This is a genomic window from Herpetosiphon gulosus (assembly GCF_039545135.1).
In the GTDB taxonomy this organism is placed as follows: domain Bacteria; phylum Chloroflexota; class Chloroflexia; order Chloroflexales; family Herpetosiphonaceae; genus Herpetosiphon; species Herpetosiphon gulosus.
In genome coordinates, this window is the sequence record NZ_BAABRU010000008.1 from 89,625 (window position 1) to 112,206 (window position 22,582).

Genomic DNA, 22,582 nt, shown 5'->3' on the forward strand with positions numbered 1-22,582 from the left:
CTAGGCCTCAATTTTCTCGCACACCAGTTCCCACGAATAAATATCAACATCGGGGTTTTCATGAATAAATTTGGTTTGGCCTAATTCACGCAATAAGCCTTTAACAAACTCTAACGAGAAATGGGCATGCTTGTGATGAGGATTGTAGGGCTGACCAGTTTTTTGGCAATGTACTCGAAATCGTTGTTCATCGGGACAGAAAATTACCAAACGACCACCAACTTTTAATACCCGTAACCATTCTTTTAATGCAGCTTTGGTATCGTCGAAATCTTCGAGCAAATGCGACGAATAAATATAATCGATCACATTGTCGGCGAACCAATATAAATGATCGGCATCGCCGCCCAATTGCACCGGATATTGGCCGACCGCAGTATAGGGTTGTGGCAAATCGACCCGCACCGCCCGAGGATTAATTGGGTCGCCACCAAAGCCCAAATCTAAGCCATAACCGACACAAAATGGATCAAGTCGGGCACGACATTTTGATGTTTCGCTGGCCCAAGCCCATTTACTAGTACGTTTAGCCTGAATTTTGGGCAAAATGGTGCGCATCGCTGAACGCGCAGCAGTTTCGATGCCTAAGGCTCGGCTGACAGTTTTTAATGCTGGCAAAGCCCGCAGATAATTTTTCCAAACAATTTGGCGTGTGCGAGCAATATATTTAGTCATGGCGCGAATCCTTGTTACAGGCAGCATAGAGCGCTGCTTCAACCCGATCGATCATGGTGGTCATGCGAAACTCATGATCCACAATCTGGGTGGCTTGATCATGCAGTTTTTGAGCTAAGGCTGGTTGATTAAAGAGGGTTACAATATGGGCGGCGCAGCTCGCGGCATCGTCGCGGGCAAACACCATACCCGTTTGTTCATGCTTGATAATTTCGGTTGTGCCGCCAGTATCCGAGGCTACCACCACCAAACCCATTGCCAATGCCTCAACCACCGTGATGCTAAATGGCTCGTCCCAACGTGATGGGAAGATCAAAATATCGTGGCTGGCGTAGATCTCAGGCAGCTGTTGGCGCGGTAATTTGCCTCGCCAGTCAACACTCTGGCTAATACCAAGGGTTTCGGCATAGCGCTGCATCTCGCTGGTATATTCGGCAGAAAGTCCAGATCCAACAATCGAGAGCGTTGCTTGCGCGAAGCCATGGTGTTGCTGAACCAAGGCAAAGGCCTCAAGCAATGTTTCCATGCCTTTGTGGCCGGAAATTTGGCCAACGAATAATAAACGCTGGCCCATACTGGCTGGCCGTTCGCGCCGCACAAACAAATCGTAATCAACGCCCCAGCGAATCACTTGAGCATTGGGCATTGGGCCGATGGGTTGGGTTTGCTTGAGCAAAAAGTCGCTGGCAAAAATTGCGTTGGCATAGCTCAATGGCAGATTATTGCGAAAGCCAGTTTTACACCCAAGTTTCCGACCAAGCAGTTTGCGCCCCAGCCAACGCACAGGATGGCGCGGCATATAGTGCCATGGATCGAAAATTCCAATCCGGATTGGCCAATGATCGGAGATGAAAAAGACGGTGCGATAGCCGCGTGCTTGGAGCATACGCACTGCCGACATCGAGGCTTGGTAGAAGCTCCAGACAAACACAATATCGGGTTTTAGCTCTTCAGCAAGCGCTAAAATGCGCGGCTGATTGTGGAGTTCGCGTTCATACAAACGGCGTTGATGAGCCAAAGTGGTTTGAGCTACTGGGTGAATATCGATCGTCAGCGAACGCTCGATAAAGCCTTCACGTACTTCACGATCTACGCCGTAGGTGCTAGTTAAAACCGTGACATCGTGACCTTTGGCGCGTAATCCAGCAACCACATCGCCACAACCAACCTCGTAGCCACCGATATAGTGCGGCGGAAATAAGCTGGTCAACACCAGAATCTTTAATGGTTGCATTAATCGCGATCCTCTTGAGCCGTCTCAGGCCATTGCCACTGACCGCCAAGCCGTACATTGCCGGCATAATCCAATCGGCTCATTGAGGCTGGAGTAGTCGGGCCAGGCAAAATTTCAACCTGAGCACACCCAGGCAGGTAATCCAAGGCACTACCATCGCCCGAACGCACCCCAACATCAAGCAAATAGATGCCTGGTTGCAAGTTGAGCGTGTCGAGGGTGCTGGTGAGTTGGCCGTGCTGGCCACGCTTGACTTGGTAACGCGGTGCATTCAAATCACTATCAACCGTCATTAGGCGCGTGCCTTCAAGCGATGAGAACCCATAACCAAACGACACACCATAGACATCGGCATACGATTCGTAGTTAAAGCTCACGTTGAGCACTTCGCCATGCAAAATTGGCTCGCCATGATTAAAGGTCAGGTCATTTATCTTAAAGCGTTTGCCATAATCGTAATGGCGGGTTGCCTCGCGCAGATCAACGCGCGAGCTACTTGAAGTGACAGTTTGCATCAAATATTCGTTGACAATTGCTGCCGAAGGGCCATCTTTGAGCACAGTGCCTTGGTTGAGCCATACCACTCGTTGACATAAGCTGCGAATTGCCGCCATATTGTGGCTGACAAAGAGCACCGTGCGGCCATTTTGGGCGACTTCGCCCATTTTGCCTAAACATTTCTTTTGAAATTGGGCATCGCCAACCGCTAGAACCTCATCAACAATCAGAATTTCTGGCTCAAGGTGAGCGGCCACCGCAAAGGCCAAGCGTAAATACATGCCGCTGGAATAATGTTTAACCATCGTGTCGATAAATTGCTCGACCTCAGCAAAGGCCACAATTTCATCGAACTTACGGTTAATTTCGGCGCGGCTCATGCCCAGAATCGCCCCGTTGAGATACATATTTTCGCGGCCTGTGAGGTCGGGATGAAAACCCGTACCAACTTCAAGCAGCGTTCCAACCCGTCCGCGAATCAAGGCTGAGCCAGTGGTTGGCTCAGTAATCCGCGAAAGCACTTTTAATAATGTACTTTTGCCCGCACCATTGTGGCCGATAATCCCAACGACCTCGCCCTGTTTAACATCGAATGAAACATCACGCAGCGCCCAAAATTCCTTGGTCGCAGCTTGGCTACCTTGACCGCGCATGGCTGAACGCAAGCGGCGGGCAGGGGCTAACATCATATCGGACACCGTTTCGCGAAAGGTTTTTTGAAATGCATTCGCCCCAATGCGAAATTGCTTACTTAAATGCTCAACCTGGATCGCAATCTCGCTCATTGTTACACCATATCTGCAAATTGTTTTTCAATTCGGCGGAAGTATAAAGCTCCGGTGAACAGCAGGAACACTGCAATGCCCACCGATGGCAGCATGGTTGACCAACTAATTTGGCCTGTACCAAGCATCGACCAACGAAAGCCATCGATTACCCCAACCATTGGGTTCAAGCCATACAACCAGCGCCATTCTTGAGGAATCAAGCTGCTGGAGTAGGCCACGGGGCTGCCATATTGCCAAAGCTGGGCCATAAACGGAATGACATAACGAATATCGCGAAACTGCACATTTAACGCAGCCAGCCATAAACTTACGCCTAAACCAGTGATCAGCACCAGCATAATGAATAATGGCAGTGCCAACATACGCATGCTTGGCGTGATGCCAAACCACAGCAGCATGCCAAACATCACCACAAAGGCAATAGCAAAATCGACCAAGCCACCAAGCACGGTTGAAATTGGCACAGTTAAGCGGGGAAAATAGACTTTTTTGATTAAGTTGGCGTTGCCAACTAAGCTATTCGATCCCTGACTGAGCGCGTTGGCAAACAGCGCCCAAGGCACGAGCGCCGTAATCGAAAAGGCTTCATAGGCAATGCCATCGGAAGGCAATTTGGCCAGCCTGCCAAAAATCAACGTAAAGACAATCATCGAAAAGACTGGTTGGATGATTGCCCAAGCTGCGCCAAGCACCGTCTGTTTGTAGCGAACTTTAACATCGCGCCAAATCAGAAAAAACAGTAATTCACGGTAGGCCCAAAGCTCGCGTAATTGCAGCGAAACCCAGCCTTTGGATGGTTCTATCCGCGTGATGGGGGTTGTTTGTAACGTCGTGGAGGCTCTTTGCACTGTTTTCTCACCACACAATGTTTGTTAACAGACCAAGCCATTATAGCATATTGGGTTTTGATTTACGAAGTGCACGAAAGGGTCAGGACTCAGGGATTACGAAGTGCACGAAAGGGTCAGGACTCAGGGATCAGGGACTAGGATGAAACCATGAAGCTTGGTTTTCTGATCCACGAAGGACACGAAGGGGGCGAGGGGTCAGGATTCAGGAATGAGGGGGCAGCGTTGCATTATCGAGTCCAAGCAGGAAGCCTGACTCCTGATCGCTAGCCCCTGACTCCTAAATCCGCTCTACGCATCTGCGTTAAAAGCTTGGCTTTAATTGGGTCATCGACCTTATTTCATCCTTCATCCCTCATCCTTCATCCTTTTTACTCTGCTCTGCGCCTCTGCGTTAAATAAAGATCGAGCTATTGCTAGCCCGATCCCCAATTCCTATGCTCTATGCTCTAATTAATGAAACGCTGCCATCCCAGCAGTCCCAGTTTCGCCAGTTTGCTCGATTTGGGCCTCAGCTTTTTTGCGCCCGCCACGCAACTCGATTTCCTTGAGGAAGAAAACCACCACAAAGCCCAAAAGCGTGATGCCAAAGCTGAAGATAAACACATGATGGATGCCATCAACCAAGCCATATTTGACCGCACCCAACAAGGTATTGTAAAGTGCTTCGCCTTGCTGGCCGCCTTGCGCAAATTGCGCTTGAATTAGCGATTGGGTTTCGGGCGAAAGCAAAATTTGCGGATTGTTGAAGGCTGCCAAACGTTCGGCTGGCACATTTTGGGCAACTTCGGCTGGAATTGCTGCCTTGAAGGCTGGCAAATAAGCCGAATTCATCACCGAACCCATCGCTGCCAAGGCAATTGTGCTGCCAATCGAGCGGAAGAAGGTCAAGGCTGAGGTTGCTTGGCCAATTTTGTTGGGCAAGGCATTTTGGGTAATCAAGGTATACAACGACATCCCCGCACCCATGCCCAAGCCCAGCACCACCATATCAATCGCCACACTGGTATTGGTCGAATTAATATCGAGCTGCAATAGCATAAAGCCGCCCAATACGCTAATTGCCATACCAACAATGGCGATAATTTTGTATTTGCCAGTTGCCGCCACAATTTGGCCCGCCACCACGCTACAGATAATCGCGGTCAACATCAATGGAGTCATAATCAGGCCGCTATTGGTAATCGAGGTGCCAATCACGCCTTGCACAAACAAGGGCAAGAAGAAAATATTACCAAATAGCGCCATATTCGAGATGATTGTGATCAGCACTGAGATGCGGAAAATGCTATTTTTGAACAGGCTTGGCTCGATAATCGGCTGACCATTGTTGTGTTCCAGCCATGCTTCAAAGCCAATAAATGCACCCAAAAATACAATCGACAAGCCAAACATGCTCAACACCTGAGCCGAAAGCCAAGCGTATTGCGAGCCAGCCCAGGTAAAGCCCAGCAACAGTGGCACTGTGCCAGCAACCAACAAAATCGAGCCGATGTAGTCAATTTTGACCCGTTGGGCTTTGCGGCCAAGGGTTGGCATCAAGAATACCAAGGTCAAGAGCGCGATAATTCCCAACGGCAAATTGACGTAGAAAATCCAGCGCCATGAAACGTGTTCAGTCAACCAGCCACCAGCGGTTGGCCCAAGGATGGCCGAAATTCCAAAAACCCCACCAGTGATGCCTTGCCAGCGAGCGCGTTCGCGTGGCGTGAATAAATCGCCCACAATTGCCAAGGCAATCGGCATCAAGGCGGCTGCGCCTAAGCCTTGCAAACCACGAAAAATGATTAATTGGTTCATGCTTTGAGCCGCACCACATAAGCCTGAGCCAATTAAAAAGACAATTAAGCCAAAGATAAACAACGGCTTACGCCCAAACATATCCGAAAGCTTGCCATAAATTGGTACCATCACGGTCGAAGCTAACAGATAGGCCGTTGTAACCCAGGTATAGCGATCAAAGCCGTGCAATTCGGTGATGACTTTGGGCATCGCCGTACCTACAATCGTTTGATCAAGCGAGGCCAACAGCATCACCAAGAGCACGCTCAACATCGTGAGCAAGGTTTCGCGCTTGGTATAGCGTGGCTGTTCAAATTCAACTGCTGCCGAAGCCGCTTGCTTAATTGCCGTTTCCATTCCGCGCCTTTCTTAAGCTTACTTCCGTGAAATCCCATGGAAGAAAATTTGAATTATTTGAGGCAGCAACTCTTCAAACGCCACTGTTTGATCAGTTGTCAGATGATGGTAGTTGCGAGGAGAAAGCAAATTGAGATACATCACAATCATTACTTTGGTTGAGATTTGCGGATCAAATTCGCCCTGAGCTTTGCCTTGCTCGATAATTTCGCGCAGCAAATTGCGTACATGATCAATAATCGGCTGGGTGCGTTCATGCTTTTCGGCAAACCGCGAACGCATATCAGCACTGCCAAACACCTCAAGAAAAATCTGCATGCGGCGGGCTTCGCTCGGGTCGTAGGTGCGTTGCAGAATTGCTTCCAAGCGTTGACGGGCACTGCTGGTGCTGGCCGCAACGTCTTCGATTACTTGCACAAAGTTTTGTAATTGCCGCTCCACCAGGGCAATCATCAAATCTTCTTTGCTAGGAAAGTGTAGGTAGACTGTGCCTTTGGCAATCCCAACTTGGGCTGCAATATCGTCGATTGAGGTTTCGTGGTAGCCGCGCTCCAACAAAATGGTTTGCGCCGCCTCTAAAATCAGCCGAGCGCGTTCTTCGCGTTGGCGCTCTTTCAACGACATAGCGGGCTTGGTTGATTTCTCTAGGCTTGGCATGATCAATTCCTTACGCTCAGCCATTATTTGACCATCAAGCAATTTATGACTGATAAGTCAAATAATAACCATGAAACTATTCGATGTCAATTCAGTCAAAAGTCCTAGGACTTGGGGTTAAATAGTAACAGCGCCAAGTCTCGGCGCTGTCGCGGGTTAATTGGTCGTTTGGAGCATTATGGCAACAAGGTTCGGCGAATTTCGGCAATTGCGGCGTTACGGCGATCGCGTAATTGCTCGCCCCATAGCACCGTTGGCACCGATTTACGCACCGCACAATCGTCAATCGGGCAACGCTGGCAGGTTTCGTGAATCACTGTGCGATGAATCGCCGGATCATCGACGAACTTGATTACCTTAGCTAGTTCTGGCGTAAAGCGAAAACCAACCACCACACTACTGCCAACAGTTGGGGTCAGCACCAATGGTCGCGCAAAACCTAAATCCAAAAAGCGATCTTGGCTTTCTAAAAACTCCGAGATTTGCACATCGACCAAAGGCTGTTGCTGCCCATTGTGATCAGCTAGATTGATCAAGAGCCGCGAGGCGAGCCAACGCCGACAGTAATGTTCGTGTAAACCGATTCCACTTGGTAGCAACAAGCGATTCATATTAATCCGCTTGATCAGCTTGTAGGAGCCTTCAACATTGTGAAAACGCAAAAAGTGCAATGAAATACCAAAGGCCGCCGGAATGACCTCGCTGAAACGATACAATAACATTTCGGGCGTAACATCATAGTGGTTGAGCATCGCCAGCAGCGGCTCGGCGCTCCACGTCGTTTGATTGAATAAGGTTGCAATATCGGCGATCATCGGCTGGCGTGGCATCAACAACGCACCGCCAAAATACGAGGCTTTGAAATCGTTGGAAACTTGGCGAAACGACAGCACTTGATCAGGCGTTGAGGTGACCGAACGCTCATTCAAGCCCAGTGCCGCATAACCAAGCTCGCGAGCCAAAATAAATTTGCGCTGCAATTGGTACAAATTCGGATTGATCAACAAAGTTTTGCGCGGCGTGTCGATATACACCGCGCGATAATGCGAGAGAATTTCGTGCTCAGCCAAGCTGGTTTCATCAATATGATAGCCAAATTGCTGCTGCAAAATCTGTTTGAGCTGATCGATGCCCACTGGAAAGAGATTAAGCTGATATTTGGTGGCAAAGGCTTCAGCTTCTTCCTCAATTTCGGGAAAATAATTCTCATGAATTTCTTGATACGAACGCAGCGCCGCCCGAAAGAAATGCTCATCCTTCATATCATATTGGCGGGCAATTTCCCAAATTGCGTGTAACAAGGCGCTAGCTTTATCAGGCGCTTTGGTAAATAAACCAACCAACTCATTCGGGTCAAGCTCAAATTCCTCGAAAGGAAAATGGCGTAACAACGGCGATGAAAGCATATTTTCAAGGTAGGCCAAGGCCGGATTCAGCTTGATCGAAACCAGTTCATCGTAACCTTTGCCCAGCACTTGAGCCATTTTGACAATTTTATCAGGCTTAGGATACTTGCGCCCCTTCTCCATCTCAGTCACATACGACGGCGATAATTCAGCGCGTGCAGCAAATTCAGTCAGGCTTAAATTGGCTTCGAGGCGGGCTTGACGCAGTTTCATGCCAAAAATTAAATTAATTACATCAGTACTCATTCGGTTCCTTCATGCTGCAAAGTCTCGGAAAATAGCGTGAGGCAACCCACTCCCGCTTAACTATACCATCAGAATGAACTTGCCCAATTGTGCTCAGTCGCAAGGCGGAGATCTTAAATCGGCCTTAGGCTGATGGCAAATTGCGGCCAGCAAACGATACTTTGCCATAGCAATACCAAATCAAGCAGGAGCAACCTTAGCCTTATGACTGAGCAACAAGCAGCAATTCAGCTGAGTAATCCACCGCAAATCGACGGATTTCAAGTACGCTTTTTTCGCGACGACGCGGACTTTGGCGCAATGGCTGAAATTTTTACCGCCGCCTCGAAAGCCTTGGCCGAACGCAATATCACAACGGCTGAGGATATTCAACGCCAATATCGCAACACCCCTAACACCGATCTGCATAAAGATCTGGTGATTATCGAAGTTGATCATCAGCCAATTGGCTATGCATTTAGTCGTTGGTACGATGAAACTGCTGGCAATCGGATTTTACGAGCGATTGCCCATATTCGGCCAGAATGGCTCAATCGCGGGATTGGCCATGCAATTTTGTCCTATCAAGAGCAACGATTACGCGAAATTCATGCCGCAAATCCTACTAGCAACACGCCCTTCTTCCAAACCTATGGCTTTGATCGCAACCCCTACAGCGCTAAGCTTTATCAAGAATTCGGTTATGAGGTGGCACGGCGTGGTTTCAGCATGAAACGCGATTTGAGCCAACCGATCGGCAGCCAAGAACTACCCGCAGGGATCGAAACCCGCCCAAGTCCACCCGAAGTCTATCGCCAAATTTGGGCCGCCGATGCCGAAGCCTTCCGTGATCACTGGGGCTATTCCGAGCCAACCGAAGCCGATTTTCAACGCTGGGTTCAATCGCCATTCTTTCAGCCGGAGCTTTGGCAAGTGGCATGGGAGGGCGATCAAGTAGTAGGCATGGTGCTCAACTATATAGATCATAACGAAAATAGCGAGTACAACCTTAAGCGTGGCTATACCGAAGGCATCAGCGTGCGACGGCCATGGCGCAAACAAGGGGTTGCTTCTGGCTTAATCAACCGTAGTTTAGCGATGTTCCGCGAGATGGGCATGACCGAGGCGGCCTTAGGGGTCGATAGCGAGAACCCAACTGGAGCACTGCGCGTGTATCAACAATGTGGTTTTGAAGTTGAGTACGCTTCAACAACGTATCGTAAGCCGTTGGAATAGAACATAGCGCAAAGAACATAGATAGAAATTGAGTAACAGGTTTGATCCACGAAGGACACGAAGATCACGAATGTTGGTTGAATGGTGCAAGGGCATTGGTCGGCAATTCAGGCAATTAATCACCCCACCTTCCTTCGCGCTCTTCGTGTTCTTCGTGGTTTCATCCTTCATGTCCTTCGTGCGTTTCGTGGTTAAGTACTTAATCTTTAAATGGATAATCCTGCCAGAGCTTGCTCAAAATGATGATTGCACAAGCTCCAATGCTGATCCACACAAAACTAGCATAGCCCAAAAAGTATGCCGCAAGCGGCGCAGTCCCGATCATTATGAGTGCGGCCCAACTACTGCGTTTTAAGCCAAGCGCAAAAAAAGCGCCTAAAGCTAACAGGGGCAAGGCCAAAATTGGCGCAAGCACGCTAATTACGCCTAAACCAGTCGCTAAACCCTGACCACCAACAATTAATAGCCAGTGTCGCCAATGTTGCCAAGGTGTTTTCAAACTGCGTACTAGCAAATAGGGCGAGTAGCAATGGCCCAAAACTGCCGTAATCCCAACCAGCGCCACTGGCCATTGGTCTGCCAAGATTGAATCGGCAAACAACATGGGTATGAGCGCCTTGAGCGCATCGAGCACCAGCACCAATACCCCAGCCCAAGCACCCGCCACCCGCAACGAATTGCGTGCTCCCACATTGCCCGAGCCAGTTGAACGCACATCTTGGCCACTTAACAGCCGCACAACCGGCACAGCGAAGGGAATTCCACCAATTAAATATCCCAATAACCCAAATAATCCGATCAGCATGACAAACCCTCTACACCCGAATGGTTAATGCGGCTGGCTGAATAGTAATATTAATCTCGTGCAAGCTCGCACTAAAAACCTCGCCATCAACATGAACTGGCACGCCGCGTTCACTATACAACTTAAAGGTACGGGTTTTGAGCATTGTCACACTTGGTAGTGCGGTATGGCTTCCTTGGCGCACGCGGCTCGAATCACGTACCATCGACCAGCGCGATTGATCGCCAGTCAGGCAAACATCAAGCACTCCATCGTCAATTTGCGACTCAGGTGTAATCCAAAAGCCGCCGCCGTGGTAGCCACCATTGCCAACCGTCGCCATATTGATGCGTTTTTGCAAGGTCAGATCATCAGTTTCAATCAGCAAATCGCGGGCTTCATAGCTTAAAATTGATTTGAGCACCGCGATGATATAGACCAAACCGCCTTTGACTCGTTTGAGTTTTTGGGCCTCAATCGCCACATTCGCATCCAAACCAATTCCAACACCATTGATAAACCAGTGCTGATTGATCATGCCAAGGTCGATGTGGCGCAAGCGATTGGTCGCAATTGATCGAATGGCTTCGACAATATTATTAGCTGGCACTTTGAGCATTTTGACAAAATCGTTGCCCGTGCCCAGTGGAATAAAACTCAATGGCAATTGCGAACCAGCCATGCCATTCACAATTTCATTAATCGTACCATCGCCACCCGCCGCGATAATTCCATCCCAATTGTCATCAGCGACACACTGTTGGGCTAAGCGTGTGGCATGGCCGATGTGAGTAGTTTGGAATAACGTGGCTTCAAGCCCAAAATGGCTGAGCATGGCCATAATGTGCGGGGCTTGGTGGGCTGCGCGTTGGCGATTGGAATGGGGATTCAAAATGACTGCTAGCCGCAGTTTTGACATAATGATGCTCCTCGTCATGTGGGTGCTAGCAGCATTATAGCAGGGGTGTTTTGAAACGGGGCTAGTTGTTAGCGATGCGGGATGAGATTTAACCACGAAGAACATGAAGCGCACGAAAAATAAGCTTCGTGACCTTCGCGTTCTTCGCGGTTGAAAAGATATTCTTTGCTCTACGCTCTTACTTAGGCAAATGCTCGGACAACTTCGGGCATTTCGAGCACGGTCGATTCAAACCAATTGAGTTGTTCGCGCAGCGCCACAACTTCGCCCACAATTAAAATCGCTGGTGCGCCGATGCCCGCCGCTTTAACCGCTGCCTCAATTTGATCAAGTGGTGCGACTACCGTTTTTTGCTCAGCAGTCGTGCCCCAGCGAATCACCGCAGTTGGCGTATCGGCTGGGCGACCATTGGCGATCAAACTGGCCACCGTGTGGTTGATTCGTGTGATCCCCATCAAAAAAACCAGGGTATCAACACCTTGGGCCAAGGCTTGCCAATTGATCCGACTGGTTGGCTTGGTTGGATCTTCATGGCCTGTCACAAAGACCACCGATGAAGCCACATCACGATGAGTCACCGGAATTCCGGCATAGGCTGGAGCAGCAATTGCCGAAGAAATGCCTGGCACAACTTCCCATGCAATTCCGGCAGCGCTCAAAGCAGCAGCTTCCTCACCACCACGCCCAAACACAAATGGATCACCGCCTTTGAGTCGAACCACCAATTTACCTTGTTGAGCGTGCTCAATCAAGGTTGCATTGATCCAATCTTGGCTGGCGGAATGTTGACCGCCGCGCTTGCCAGCCGGAATCAATTCGGCATCGCTACGAGCTTCGGCCAATAATTCGGGCAACACCAAGGCATCGAATACCACAACATCGGCACTTTGCAAACGGCGTAACCCTTTGACGGTAATTAAATCGGCGGAGCCTGGACCAGCCCCGACTAATGCAACAAATCCTTCGCGTGTCATAGATCCTCCGTTGGCAAGTGATTGAGCGTCGTCGGCTGTTGGGCTAATTCAATCAGCAATTGATCAAAATACTGCTCACGTTCTGCTGTACTTAGTGCCGCAAGTTCGGTGCGTTGGCCTGCGACAATTTGAGCCAGCGTGGCATAACGTTGATCAAAATAAGTGCTGAGTTGTTGGCGTAGATAGCGACTTAAGGCTGGGCTAGCCCCGCTGCTACTGACGCTAAACAACAACGAGCCTTGACGATGATTAGCGGTTGTGATGAAATTCCCCTCTTCAGCAGCATCGGCGATATTGAGGAGGATTGAATGGTTGTGGCATTCCTGGGCAATTTGCTGATTGACCAAGCGTTGATTAGTTGCGGCAACAACCAAAAAAGCCTGTTCACAATCACCAAATTGATATTCACGAGCAATGTGCTGAATCTGACTGCTGGCTTGCCAGTGTTGTAGTTGTGGCGTTAGTTGGGGGCTGATCACAATTGGTTTTGCGCCACCTGCGATTAATCCAGCAACTTTGCGCTCGGCAACCGCACCGCCACCAATTACCACACAACGCTGTTGGGCTAAATTGGTCAAGACTATTGGGTACATAACAATCAGCCTTTAGTCACCAACCAAATGGTTAGCGCCAAACAGCAGTGGTTGGGCAAAAGCAACATTGCAAATCAAGTGGGTAGTCCCAGTATAATCAACAATTCTGTTTTTGCGTAGCAATAAATCAGCCGATTTTTATCGAATTTGCGCCATCATTGCCCTCACCCCTAGGCTATCGCTTTCAAAGGTAGGTTTTAACGATCCCTCACCCCCGACCCCTCTCCCACTGCGGCGGGAGAGGGGCGTTCCACCCCATTCATGATGGTGTGGTTCCCCCTCGCCTGCTGGGTGGGAGAGGGGGCTAGGGGGTGAGGGATCGTTCATCGACTATGAATCCCACCAAAGACCTACCTTTGTAAACTTCCCCTCGCTTGCAGGCTAAGGGTGAGGGAAACTGCTAGCGGCCTTTATTCCAAGAGCCTTCTTCCGTCCACACGCCTTCTTCGGTTTCTGGCTCGCCAAAGCCAAGATAAACTCGCAGTTGGTCGTCGGTTTGGCGCTTGGCCCAATGGCGGAACTGATCCTCGGGGCTGGTGCGTTGGGCTTGATAGGTGGTCACCAAGTTGCCCAAACGATCGGCCAATTCTGACCATGGCACTTTGGTTGCCACCCGTCGGCCAATCGCTGCATCGTCGCCCAAGGCTCCGCCAAGCAAAATATCGGTGGCTGGTAGCTTGTTTTTGCTGCCATCAGGGTTGCGAATTACACCGCCCTGCAAGCCAATATCGGCGATGCTATGCTGACTGCACGAGTGTGGACAAGCCGAAAGATGGATGCGCAACGGCACATCAAGCTCAACTTTTTGATCCAAGGCTCCGGACAATTGCCAAGCAGCTTCTTTGGTTTCGATGGTGGCGAAGTTGCAGTAGGGCAAACCAGTACAAGCAACAACCGTGCGTTGGATGCGTGGGCCATTTGGCTGCAATTCTTGCAATAATGGTTCGGCCAGCAAGCCATCCAAACGCGCTTCAGGAATGTAGGGCAACAGTAAATTTTGGCTGTGGGTCAGACGAATTTCGCTTTGGCCATATTCACGCGATAAACGGGCAGCCTCGCGAATTTGAGCTGGCGTGATGCGGCCTGTTGGTACAAGCAAGCCAACCCAGTAGAGATTGGGCTGCTTTTGGCGAAATACCCCAACTACATCGCCACTGTAAACTGCTGGTGGCACATCGGTTGCCGCCCGTTCCAAGGGGTGCCCAAGGTAGCGCACAACTTCTTCGCGGAAGCGCTCTGCACCCCAATCGGCGATCAGATATTTTAGCCGCGCATGGTTGCGCTTTTCGCGGTAGCCAAAATCGCGATAGACCAAGGTGATGGCGCGAGCAATTTCAACCACGGCATCGAGATCGGCTGGCACAAATACATCAATATTTTGGGCCAGATGGGGTTCGTGTGAAAGCCCGCCACCAACCCAAACGTTGTAGCCTAGCACAACCTCGCCATCAATTTCCTTGCGTCCGGGGGTGAACGAAAGGTCGTTGATTGGTGCTTGGGTCGCATCAAGTCCGCCACCAGCCACGGAAACTTTATACTTGCGGGGCAAGTTTGAGTAATCGGTGTTATACGCAAAGTGCTCGTCGAGTGCCTTGAAAAATGGCCGTGGATCGATCCACTCATCGGCAGCAATCCCAGCGACTGGACTACTCACAACGTTGCGCGGCACATCACCACAAGCCTCAATCGACGAAAGGCCAACGCTTTCCAAGGTTTCAAATACGGTTGGAATATCGCGCAAGGCAATCGTATGCAATTGGAAGGTTTGGCGGGTGGTAATTTCGACCCGACCAGGCGCAACAGTTTCTGCCAATTGTACAATTGCATCAGCTTGATCAGCGGTCATGATTCCGCCAGGTAAGCGCACCCGCAACATGAAAAAGCCATCTTTGGGCTTATCGTGATACAAACCATACCATTTGAAACGGTTCATATCGCTTTCGGTAACTTCATTGATATCGCCACTTTGGGCGTAGCGATAAATATCTTCAAGTACCGCCAAGCCATCTTTTTCAAGTTTTTGCAGTTCGACTGGGTTTAGTTTTGGGGTTGTAGCAGTCATGCGCCCTCCTCAACGGCGGCAACCGTCGGTAGATAGCCAAGTTCTTCCAATGTGTTAACAATGCGGGCAACGCTAGCATCGAGCGATTCGGCGTGGCTTGGAATCACCACCTCAGGATTGGTTGGTGGTTCATATGGGTCGGAGACCCCAGTGAAATGGGGAATTTCGCCAGCCAACGCCTTGGCATACAAGCCTTTGACATCGCGGTCGATACAAACTTCCAATGGGCAATCGATATAGACTTCGACAAAACGAGCGGTGCTGGCGCGAATTTCCTCGCGGGTTTGGCGATAGGGCGAGATAGCGGCGGCAATTGCCACTCCGCCATGGCGCGAAACCAAATCACAAACCCAACCGATGCGCCGCACATTGGTATCGCGATCTTCCTTCGAGAAGCCCAAACCTTTGCTCAAATGGGTGCGCACAACATCGCCATCAAGCACCTCGACCCGTTGGTCGCGTTCGCGCAGCACCTCGGCCAAAGCCGCCGCTATCGTCGATTTGCCTGCGCCTGATAAACCAGTAAACCAGATAATATATCCCTGACTCATAGAAAATCCTTTATGGGAAGGGTGAAAGATAAGGGATGAAGGATGAATTCATTCCTATATTGTCGATGCTGTTTGTTCCCTTACCCCCCGCCCCTCTCCCACTGCGGCGGGAGAAGGGAGTGCTGTCGGATCGGTTCCCCCTCGCCTGCTGGGCGGGAGAGGGGGCTAGGGGGTGAGGGATGTTCTATGCTCTATGTTCTATGTTCTTTAACTCAATTCACGCAGCGATCAATTCTTCGATAACTTCACGGCGGCTGAACTCAGGTGGTGGCAATTCGCCGCGTGACAAGAGCGCCCGCACGGCAGTGCCACTCAAAATAACGTGGTGTTCGTTGGAGTGTGGGCAGGTTTTGGCCGAGGCCATCGCGCCACAGCGTTGGCAGTAGAAGGTATGTTCAAAGAACAACGGCGTAATGCCTAAAGCTGCTGGATCAAATTCGTTGAAAATATATTGGGCATCGTAGGTGCCGTAGTAACTGCCAACCCCAGCGTGGTCGCGGCCAACAATGAAGTGGGTGCAACCATAGTTTTTGCGATTCAAGGCATGGAAAATCGCTTCGCGTGGGCCAGCATAGCGCATTGGCGCAGGGAAAACTCCCAGCAATACCCGATTGGCGGGGTAGTATTCACGCAGCAAGCGCTCGTAGGAACGCACGCGGGCTGGCGCTGGCACATCATCGCTTTTGGTTGTGCCAACTAAGGGGTGTAGCAACAAGCCATCGACGACTTCTAAGGCACATTTTTGAATATATTCGTGAGCGCGGTGAACCGGATTGCGGGTTTGGAAGCCCACGACTGTGCGCCAGCCAGCATCGCTGATCGATTGGCGCACTTCTTGGGGAGTACGTGGCAAGTGTGGAAATGCCCCTTGCTCAACCTGCAACAACCAAATTGCCCCGCCAACCCGCCAGCGTGGGGCGGCATATAAACGGGCAACACCTGGGTGAGCGCCATCGGTTGTGCGATACACGTGTTGGGCTTCGTGTTCAACATCCACTGGGAAAATATCTTCAACTTCGAGCACTGCCAAAATCGTACCTTGTTCATCAGTTAATGCAACTGGCTGATCAAGCACCAAATCGTAGGCTTGATCTTCGGTAATTGGCAAGGTAATCGGAATCGACCAGGGCAAGCCATTTTTGAGGTGCATAGTTTCGACGACCGCCTTATAATCGTGGCGATTCAAGAAACCAGTTAAGGGGCTATACGAACCAATCCCAATCATCAAGAGATCGGCGCGATGTGGCTCATCGAGCACAATTCGTGGCAAATCTTGGGCCGATTGCAACAAATTTTCGCGTAAAAGACCGCTAGGAATCCGATTGACCAACGTACCGCCGTGAGGCAAGATTAATGATGGAACAGCCATTGAAGCACACCCTCGAACATATAATAGCAGCTAGCATAAAGTGGCACCTTTATGCTAATCAACATTGATTACACATAACATAACGAACAAATCGAATTTTAGATATGGAGTCCACACTCGGTTTTGTTGAAGCCAGCCCAGCGCCCGCTGCGTGGGTCACCGTTCACAGGGTGGCTTGTACAAGTGTGACATCCGAGGCTGGTGTAGCCTTGATCCAACAATGGGTTATAAGGAACACCATTGGCATGAATGTAGCGCCAAATATCGCGCTCCGTCCATAAGGCTAAGGGGCAAATTTTAACCAATTGATGTTTTTCATTCCAAGAAACTACTGGAGTATTTGCCCGTGTGCTGCTTTGGTCGCGCCGCAGCGCAGTTAACCAAGCATCGTAGGGAGCCAGCACATCTTTGAGCGGCTCGACCTTGCGTAGTTTGCAGCACAAATCGGGGTTGTTGCCCCAAAGTTCGGGGCCGTGGGTGGCGGCTTGTTCAGCCACAGTTTGGCGTGGGCGCGAATATTGCACCGTAATGCCATAATGCTTTTCAATTTGCTCAACCAAAGCGTAGGTTTCGCTGAACAGCAAGCCTGTGTCGAGCACCAGCACTGGCAAGTTTGGCTCAATTTTGAGCGCAATATCGAGCAACACCATGCCAGATGAACCGCCAAACGAACACGTCAGGGCTAGATTAGGAAAATAGTGATCGATAGCCCAACGCACAATTGCTTGAGGAGTTTGGCTCGTTAATTGAGTATCGAGTGCTGTCAGAGCCTCACGGCTTGGCAGGGTTGCGTGCATGACCATAAAAAAAACCTCATCTGTATATTGGGCAGACGAGGAGTAGGGATCGTGGCATGACTGTCACGGGCTACTGCTCATCTGTCAGACATCACTGTCGGAATTAGCACCTTAAACTTAACTGATCAGGTTAAGGATGGTTGCTGGGGCTTCGTCGGGCCGATCCCTCCGCCCCTCTGGATGAGTGCAACGGGTTTAGTTTTTTAAGCTGTGAGGAATATAACATACTTGATAAACAAAGTCAAGAATTATTCTATCGTATTTTAGTCAAGATTTGGAGTATACTTAATTACGGATGAGTTCAACGGGCGATTTAGCCCATTCTAATGGTCAATTTTAATTTGCCTAGCTCTCTAGCTAGCAACGATAGCAATCAAGGATAGTTAACTGAATGACTCAACAATATGCTTTGGCGACCCTCGGCGGGGGCTGTTTTTGGTGCTTAGAAGCGGTCTTTGATGATCTGCAAGGCATCATCAGGGTTGAATCGGGCTATGCTGGCGGCCATGTTGCCAACCCAACCTATGAGGAAATTTGCGGCAAAAAAACTGGCCATGCCGAAGTGGTGCGCTTAACCTATGATCCCAGCGTGATTAATTTCAGCCAAATTTTGGATGTCTTTTTTACCATCCATGATCCAACCACGCTTAATCGGCAAGGCTACGATGTTGGGCCACAATATCGCTCGGCGATCTTTTATCATGATCCTGAGCAAAAAGCGGTGGCTGAGCAAACGATTGCCGGATTAAATGCCAGCGGTCAATGGTCTGACCCGATTGTGACTGAAGTAACACCAATTAACAATTACTACGAAGCCGAAGATTATCACCAAGAATATTTTGCCCATAATCCCTTCCAACCATATTGTATGGCAGTCGTTTCGCCCAAGGTGCAGAAATTTCGCAAGGAATTTAGCAAGCAGCGGAAATCGTAGAATAAGGATGAAGGATGAAATCGTTCGTGGAATTTGTGAAATTCGTGGCTAAAAACGTCTCTTCGCGCTCTTGGCGGTTTCATTCCCCGTAGGGTTTCTGCCTGCGCTTTGTAGACGACAATCTTGATCCATTATTAAATACAAACAGGGTTGGTATACCCCATATACCAGCCCTGTTTGTATGTTCCCGACTCTCCCACAAACTAATGCATATGGCTACCTTCTGAGCAGTAGAATACAAGTATTGACGCTATCCGCCTAGATACTTGTCTAGGGTTGTGTTGCCTTGATTTATAGGAAGCTTGACATTGATGCAAGGGCTTGCTACCATCAAAAAAGTTACTTTCTCCTTGAAAAAGGATATTGTTCTATGACAAACACCAAGGATCGTGCCAGTCAAATTAATGCAAGTTTTATTGAGGCTGCCGAAAGTATCCGTATTCAACGCAAACGCCGCTTCGAAGATCAACTTTGGCATACCAAGCAAAAAAAGCAGGCTAATCCATTTAGTCAACAAGCGATTTGGGCCGAATACCCAACCTATAAACGGCTCTTGGAGCAACGGGCCAAAAATCAAGTAGCTGAACATGTGGTGCGGGGAATTGCGAGCATCTTGGAATGCCCAATTCATGAGCGCAATCATCTATTGCGTAGCGCTGGCTATGCTGAAGATCCAGATATTCTGAGCGGCGCTGCCCTAACTGCTCAACTGGCGCAATATCAAAGCTTACTAGATATTTTGCTTTATCCAGCCTTTTTAGTCAATCAAGTTTGGGATGTATTAGCGATTAACCAATTAATGGAGCCAGTATTTCAGCAATTTTTGGGCATTAGTTTTGATGCAATTCCGCATGCGCATCGCAATATCTTGCATTTAATGTTCGATCCAGTCAATTATTCGGCTCGCAGGCTTCTAAATAAAGGTGGTTTACAATGGGAGCGCGTTGCCCGCAGTTACGTCTATAGCTTTCAACAAGCCAATCGCACATGTCTGTTTGAACCATGGTATCAGGCAAAAGTGGCTAATTTGATGCAACTCCCCGATTTTGTCACAATTTGGCAGAGCATCGACCCAACTACCAAAGCCCACGATATGCTGAGCCAAACCCAAACCGATAATTTGGTCTATGGCTTGCGCACGATTTATATTAGCGAATCAGACACCTACACCTACCCACGAATTCATGCCTATGTCGATGCAATCGGCACTAAACCCGATTAATCTTAAACATCTCCTTGATTTGAAAAATATACATATATAGATTAATATAATACCGTGAATTGTGTTAGTTATTTGGAGGTTCAAATGCCATATCGTCGGGTCAGCCGGTGGCTTTGTTTGGGTTTATTGCTCTTTAGTAGTATGTTAGTACCATCCTCCACTATTTTTGCTAATGATCCAAATGAAATTGCCGAAGAGGATATAATTCCAGATGCATCGAGTGCTTGTCCGGTTACCAAAAGCATCGATATAGCAATGTATCGTAATACACCAACTGAACAGTATTGGAGTTCTGATGATATTTATACGGTTGGTTGTTTAAAAAATTCGGCAATTAAAGTTAAACCTCCTTATTGTATGTCAATTAGGGTCCGTTTGTTGACCAAGAACATTGAGCCACCACAAACGGTTTACCTAACAGATTGGCAACGAATCTGTCCAAATAATAAATTCATCAAGGTTGCTACCAATATTTTGCCTACCACTCGTTATAGACTTGAAGTTCCTTATTTTAACTATTGGCCAATCTATGACTTACCCGTAAGAGATTAACATACGTAATAGAGAAAGCTCCTCATCATTGTAAATGAGGCGCTTTCTTTATTTTTAATTTAAGGCTGATAGGTTACGGTGAGCACTGGACGATAACTAGTTAGCATTGCCTCGCCGCCAGCAATTCGTAAATAATCGGCTTGAACATTGCCATTGGTCAGATTTTCAAAGCGTAGCCGAATTTGCGTCCGACCTTGTTTGTTGATTGCGTTTAATCCTGCTGCACTAGCAGTACCATTGAGTCCATTAGGGGTTTGCTGAAAGCTCATAGAATTGTTGGCGGTGGTGGCCGCAGCAAAGTCACTTAATTCAAGATAACATGTCAAATTCAAACAACCGCGATTTAGGTCACCAACCAAAGCTCCTAGCCCTGTCCAAGGTGTGCCGATCGCACTTTGCTCATACGCCAAGGTCAAGTTTACGCTGGTAATCGTCGCTCCATCGGGAATCGCCGAGGTATCAAATGAGAGCATCCCGCGCAGGCTAGTGCTGCCACTATCGCCAACATACATACTTGGAATTAATATATAACCTCCCAAGCTGGTTTGGGCAACTAGGCCATCTTCCAAACCCCACGACGGAAACTGCAAATTTTGACCATTGCTAGGCGTTGGGCTGGGAACAAGAGGTGTTGCTGTCGGATTAATCGGCGTTGCTGTTGGCGGAACGCTGGTCACGCTTGGTGCTGGCGTAACGGTTGGGGTTGGGTTAGCTGCGGTTTGGCTAAAAAAACGCCAAAATTCATTGGTTGCTTTTGGTCCTTGGGGGTCGGTGTACGAGCCAGCGCTGCTGCCACCCGACCAGGCATGACCCATTCCGTTGACTGCCCAATGCTCAATAATTGGTTGATTAAGCGCATTATTGTAGATTGTGCGCGTGTAGCTTCGACCACCAGGCACAGTGCCCGCAATGGTCTGATCAACCGTGGCATCGACCGAATTATTGCGTTGGGTATCATCAAGATAATCATTGGTTGTAAGCCATTGCTGCACAACTTGTTGACCGTTGATCGGCGTAACGACACTGTCTGCCGTGCCATGAACCACTATCACCCGCACCAAATTCGAGCGTGCGCTAATTGCTTGATAGGCTGCCAAACCTTGTGATTCGGGGTTGGGGCCGCCCGATTGCATGGCCGTCGAAACGTTCAGCACACTCGTAGCAGCCTTATATTCCAAGCCGCCAACCACGCCAATTGCCGAAAAAATATCGGGATAGGTCGCGCCCATGATCACGCTCATCGCCGCGCCAGCCGAAATTCCTGTAATATAGCGCCGACTTGGATCAACGTTATAACTCGCTTGAATTGTGCTAACCATTGCGGCGATGATGCTTGGCTCGCCAGTTCCTCGCGCTTGGTGCTGTGAATCCCACCATTGCCAGCAACGATTGGTATTGCTGCTGGTTGGTTGCTCAGGGTAGAGCACCAAAAATGTCTGGCTATCAGCCAAGGCATTAATTTCAGTGCCACGGGCAAAATCATCGGGCGTTTGGGTACAACCATGCAGCATCACCACCAAGGCTGTGGGAGTTGTCGCCGAATAATTGGTAGGAACCCATAATTTGTAGTTGCGTGAGCCAGCACTTGTTGTAACCGACCCTGTAACCCATTGACCAGCACTAGCCGCCTGCGGACTCCAAAAACTTGCCAAAAGACCAAGTAAGAGTAGAACGATCAGCCATCCTCGTTTCATGAGCAATCTCCTTTGATTGAAACTAGTTGGGCGCTGTGGGCAATGGGGCAGGAAGGAGTTTAAGCATAACAGCAAGCAGTTACAACTGAGTTACACCTGTTGGGGAGCGGGAGTAGAGGCCAGTGGTCAGGGGTTAGGGTTCAGGAACCTGAGATAGCATAGCGGTCGGGATGAAAAGGATAATTGGTGAAATTCGTGTAATTCGTGGCTAAAAATCAGCCTTCGCGCTCTTCGCATCCTTCGTGGTTTCGGCTTTCAAACTTTTCATAGATTATCTAAATACACTAAATTTTCTGCTAGCGAATATTCGCTTGACAGCTAGAAGACATTGTGATATTCTTCATTCAGTGAATATTCGCTGGATGTAAAAAATTATCTAGTAAGCCTGTTTTTACCAGAATCCATGCACCAATCCTACGTCGATG

General features: G+C 49.1%; 20 protein-coding genes and 1 riboswitch. Of the genes, 4 read left to right on the forward strand and 16 right to left on the reverse strand.

Features of this window, described 5'->3' with window-relative positions:
• The 7 genes from ABEB26_RS12490 to ABEB26_RS12520 form a co-directional block, all read right to left on the reverse strand.
• Positions 1-675, reverse strand: a complete 675-nt coding sequence (locus ABEB26_RS12490) for a class I SAM-dependent methyltransferase (protein ID WP_345722343.1) — start codon at positions 673-675, stop codon at positions 1-3.
• Positions 668-1,909, reverse strand: a complete 1,242-nt coding sequence (locus ABEB26_RS12495; protein WP_345722344.1) for a glycosyltransferase — start codon at positions 1,907-1,909, stop codon at positions 668-670. Before ABEB26_RS12495 ends, ABEB26_RS12490 begins: the two co-directional genes overlap by 8 nt.
• Positions 1,909-3,192, reverse strand: a complete 1,284-nt coding sequence (locus ABEB26_RS12500; RefSeq protein WP_345722345.1) for an ABC transporter ATP-binding protein — start codon at positions 3,190-3,192, stop codon at positions 1,909-1,911. Before ABEB26_RS12500 ends, ABEB26_RS12495 begins: the two co-directional genes overlap by 1 nt.
• 2 nt (positions 3,193-3,194) lie before the next feature.
• Positions 3,195-4,043: an ABC transporter permease gene (locus ABEB26_RS12505; RefSeq protein ID WP_345722346.1), complete on the reverse strand. Its 849-nt coding sequence runs from the start codon at positions 4,041-4,043 to the stop codon at positions 3,195-3,197.
• 453 nt (positions 4,044-4,496) lie between these two features.
• Positions 4,497-6,182 carry an MDR family MFS transporter gene (locus ABEB26_RS12510; protein WP_345722347.1) on the reverse strand — a complete coding sequence of 562 codons (1,686 nt, stop codon included), beginning with the start codon at positions 6,180-6,182 and terminating at the stop codon, positions 4,497-4,499.
• A gap of 18 nt (positions 6,183-6,200) precedes the next feature.
• The gene (locus ABEB26_RS12515) at positions 6,201-6,839 is read right to left on the reverse strand and encodes a TetR/AcrR family transcriptional regulator (RefSeq protein ID WP_345722348.1); all 639 of its coding nucleotides are present in this window, start codon (positions 6,837-6,839) and stop codon (positions 6,201-6,203) included.
• 176 nt (positions 6,840-7,015) lie between these two features.
• On the reverse strand, positions 7,016-8,491 hold the full coding sequence (locus ABEB26_RS12520; protein ID WP_345722349.1) for a helix-turn-helix domain-containing protein: 1,476 nt from the start codon (positions 8,489-8,491) through the stop codon (positions 7,016-7,018).
• A 204-nt stretch (positions 8,492-8,695) separates the two neighbouring features.
• On the opposite strand from ABEB26_RS12520, the gene ABEB26_RS12525 reads away from it, so the two are divergent.
• On the forward strand, positions 8,696-9,706 hold the full coding sequence (locus tag ABEB26_RS12525; protein WP_345722350.1) for a GNAT family N-acetyltransferase: 1,011 nt from the start codon (positions 8,696-8,698) through the stop codon (positions 9,704-9,706).
• A gap of 199 nt (positions 9,707-9,905) precedes the next feature.
• On the opposite strand, the gene ABEB26_RS12530 is transcribed toward ABEB26_RS12525, so the two are convergent.
• The 8 genes from ABEB26_RS12530 to ABEB26_RS12565 all read right to left on the reverse strand — a co-directional run bounded on the left by ABEB26_RS12530 (position 9,906) and on the right by ABEB26_RS12565 (position 17,761).
• On the reverse strand, positions 9,906-10,511 hold the full coding sequence (locus ABEB26_RS12530) for a glycerol-3-phosphate acyltransferase (protein WP_345722351.1): 606 nt from the start codon (positions 10,509-10,511) through the stop codon (positions 9,906-9,908).
• 10 nt (positions 10,512-10,521) lie between these two features.
• Positions 10,522-11,409 (reverse strand): diacylglycerol/lipid kinase family protein, encoded by an 888-nt coding sequence (locus ABEB26_RS12535; RefSeq protein ID WP_345722352.1) that lies wholly within the window; start codon positions 11,407-11,409, stop codon positions 10,522-10,524.
• 182 nt (positions 11,410-11,591) lie between these two features.
• Positions 11,592-12,383, reverse strand: a complete 792-nt coding sequence (cobA, locus tag ABEB26_RS12540) for a uroporphyrinogen-III C-methyltransferase (protein ID WP_345722353.1) — start codon at positions 12,381-12,383, stop codon at positions 11,592-11,594.
• Positions 12,380-12,976 carry a precorrin-2 dehydrogenase/sirohydrochlorin ferrochelatase family protein gene (locus tag ABEB26_RS12545; RefSeq protein ID WP_345722354.1) on the reverse strand — a complete coding sequence of 199 codons (597 nt, stop codon included), beginning with the start codon at positions 12,974-12,976 and terminating at the stop codon, positions 12,380-12,382. The genes cobA and ABEB26_RS12545 overlap by 4 nt, the downstream gene beginning before the upstream one ends.
• Before the next feature lie 400 nt (positions 12,977-13,376).
• A complete protein-coding gene (locus ABEB26_RS12550) occupies positions 13,377-15,038 on the reverse strand; it encodes a nitrite/sulfite reductase (protein ID WP_345722355.1) in 1,662 nt (553 codons plus the stop codon).
• Positions 15,035-15,589, reverse strand: coding sequence for an adenylyl-sulfate kinase (gene cysC / locus ABEB26_RS12555; RefSeq protein WP_345722356.1), 555 nt, complete (start codon positions 15,587-15,589; stop codon positions 15,035-15,037). Before cysC ends, ABEB26_RS12550 begins: the two co-directional genes overlap by 4 nt.
• 217 nt (positions 15,590-15,806) lie before the next feature.
• On the reverse strand, positions 15,807-16,958 hold the full coding sequence (gene sat, locus ABEB26_RS12560) for a sulfate adenylyltransferase (RefSeq protein ID WP_345722357.1): 1,152 nt from the start codon (positions 16,956-16,958) through the stop codon (positions 15,807-15,809).
• Between the two features lie 98 nt (positions 16,959-17,056).
• Complete coding sequence (locus ABEB26_RS12565) at positions 17,057-17,761, reverse strand: phosphoadenylyl-sulfate reductase (protein ID WP_345722358.1); 705 nt, start codon at positions 17,759-17,761, stop codon at positions 17,057-17,059.
• A 68-nt stretch (positions 17,762-17,829) separates the two neighbouring features.
• Positions 17,830-17,942, reverse strand: a riboswitch (SAM riboswitch).
• A gap of 204 nt (positions 17,943-18,146) precedes the next feature.
• Between ABEB26_RS12565 and msrA the strand changes: the two genes are divergently transcribed.
• The 3 genes from msrA to ABEB26_RS12580 all read left to right on the forward strand — a co-directional run bounded on the left by msrA (position 18,147) and on the right by ABEB26_RS12580 (position 20,463).
• Complete coding sequence (msrA, locus tag ABEB26_RS12570; RefSeq protein ID WP_345722359.1) at positions 18,147-18,689, forward strand: peptide-methionine (S)-S-oxide reductase MsrA; 543 nt, start codon at positions 18,147-18,149, stop codon at positions 18,687-18,689.
• 370 nt (positions 18,690-19,059) lie between these two features.
• Positions 19,060-19,911 (forward strand): MmyB family transcriptional regulator, encoded by an 852-nt coding sequence (locus ABEB26_RS12575; protein WP_345722360.1) that lies wholly within the window; start codon positions 19,060-19,062, stop codon positions 19,909-19,911.
• Between the two features lie 84 nt (positions 19,912-19,995).
• Positions 19,996-20,463 (forward strand): hypothetical protein, encoded by a 468-nt coding sequence (locus tag ABEB26_RS12580; RefSeq protein ID WP_345722361.1) that lies wholly within the window; start codon positions 19,996-19,998, stop codon positions 20,461-20,463.
• A gap of 59 nt (positions 20,464-20,522) precedes the next feature.
• On the opposite strand, the gene ABEB26_RS12585 is transcribed toward ABEB26_RS12580, so the two are convergent.
• Entirely contained in the window at positions 20,523-22,157 is a 1,635-nt protein-coding gene (locus ABEB26_RS12585) for an extracellular catalytic domain type 1 short-chain-length polyhydroxyalkanoate depolymerase (RefSeq protein WP_345722362.1), read from the reverse strand.
• Positions 22,158-22,582: the final 425 nt, after the last annotated feature.

Bases quoted from the DNA above. Each gene is read 5' to 3' on its own strand.
- ABEB26_RS12520 (WP_345722349.1), bottom strand. From the start codon at position 8,491: ATGAGTACTGATGTAATTAATTTAATTTTTGGCATGAAACTGCGTCAA.
- ABEB26_RS12565 (WP_345722358.1), bottom strand. From the start codon at position 17,761: ATGGTCATGCACGCAACCCTGCCAAGCCGTGAGGCTCTGACAGCACTC.
- ABEB26_RS12525 (WP_345722350.1), top strand. From the start codon at position 8,696: ATGACTGAGCAACAAGCAGCAATTCAGCTGAGTAATCCACCGCAAATC.
- msrA (WP_345722359.1), top strand. From the start codon at position 18,147: ATGACTCAACAATATGCTTTGGCGACCCTCGGCGGGGGCTGTTTTTGG.
- ABEB26_RS12495 (WP_345722344.1), bottom strand. From the start codon at position 1,909: ATGCAACCATTAAAGATTCTGGTGTTGACCAGCTTATTTCCGCCGCAC.
- ABEB26_RS12545 (WP_345722354.1), bottom strand. From the start codon at position 12,976: ATGTACCCAATAGTCTTGACCAATTTAGCCCAACAGCGTTGTGTGGTA.
- ABEB26_RS12510 (WP_345722347.1), bottom strand. From the start codon at position 6,182: ATGGAAACGGCAATTAAGCAAGCGGCTTCGGCAGCAGTTGAATTTGAA.
- cysC (WP_345722356.1), bottom strand. From the start codon at position 15,589: ATGAGTCAGGGATATATTATCTGGTTTACTGGTTTATCAGGCGCAGGC.
- ABEB26_RS12575 (WP_345722360.1), top strand. From the start codon at position 19,060: ATGACAAACACCAAGGATCGTGCCAGTCAAATTAATGCAAGTTTTATT.
- ABEB26_RS12550 (WP_345722355.1), bottom strand. From the start codon at position 15,038: ATGACTGCTACAACCCCAAAACTAAACCCAGTCGAACTGCAAAAACTT.
- sat (WP_345722357.1), bottom strand. From the start codon at position 16,958: ATGGCTGTTCCATCATTAATCTTGCCTCACGGCGGTACGTTGGTCAAT.
- ABEB26_RS12490 (WP_345722343.1), bottom strand. From the start codon at position 675: ATGACTAAATATATTGCTCGCACACGCCAAATTGTTTGGAAAAATTAT.
- ABEB26_RS12580 (WP_345722361.1), top strand. From the start codon at position 19,996: ATGCCATATCGTCGGGTCAGCCGGTGGCTTTGTTTGGGTTTATTGCTC.
- ABEB26_RS12515 (WP_345722348.1), bottom strand. From the start codon at position 6,839: ATGCCAAGCCTAGAGAAATCAACCAAGCCCGCTATGTCGTTGAAAGAG.
- ABEB26_RS12500 (WP_345722345.1), bottom strand. From the start codon at position 3,192: ATGAGCGAGATTGCGATCCAGGTTGAGCATTTAAGTAAGCAATTTCGC.
- ABEB26_RS12535 (WP_345722352.1), bottom strand. From the start codon at position 11,409: ATGTCAAAACTGCGGCTAGCAGTCATTTTGAATCCCCATTCCAATCGC.
- cobA (WP_345722353.1), bottom strand. From the start codon at position 12,383: ATGACACGCGAAGGATTTGTTGCATTAGTCGGGGCTGGTCCAGGCTCC.
- ABEB26_RS12585 (WP_345722362.1), bottom strand. From the start codon at position 22,157: ATGAAACGAGGATGGCTGATCGTTCTACTCTTACTTGGTCTTTTGGCA.
- ABEB26_RS12530 (WP_345722351.1), bottom strand. From the start codon at position 10,511: ATGCTGATCGGATTATTTGGGTTATTGGGATATTTAATTGGTGGAATT.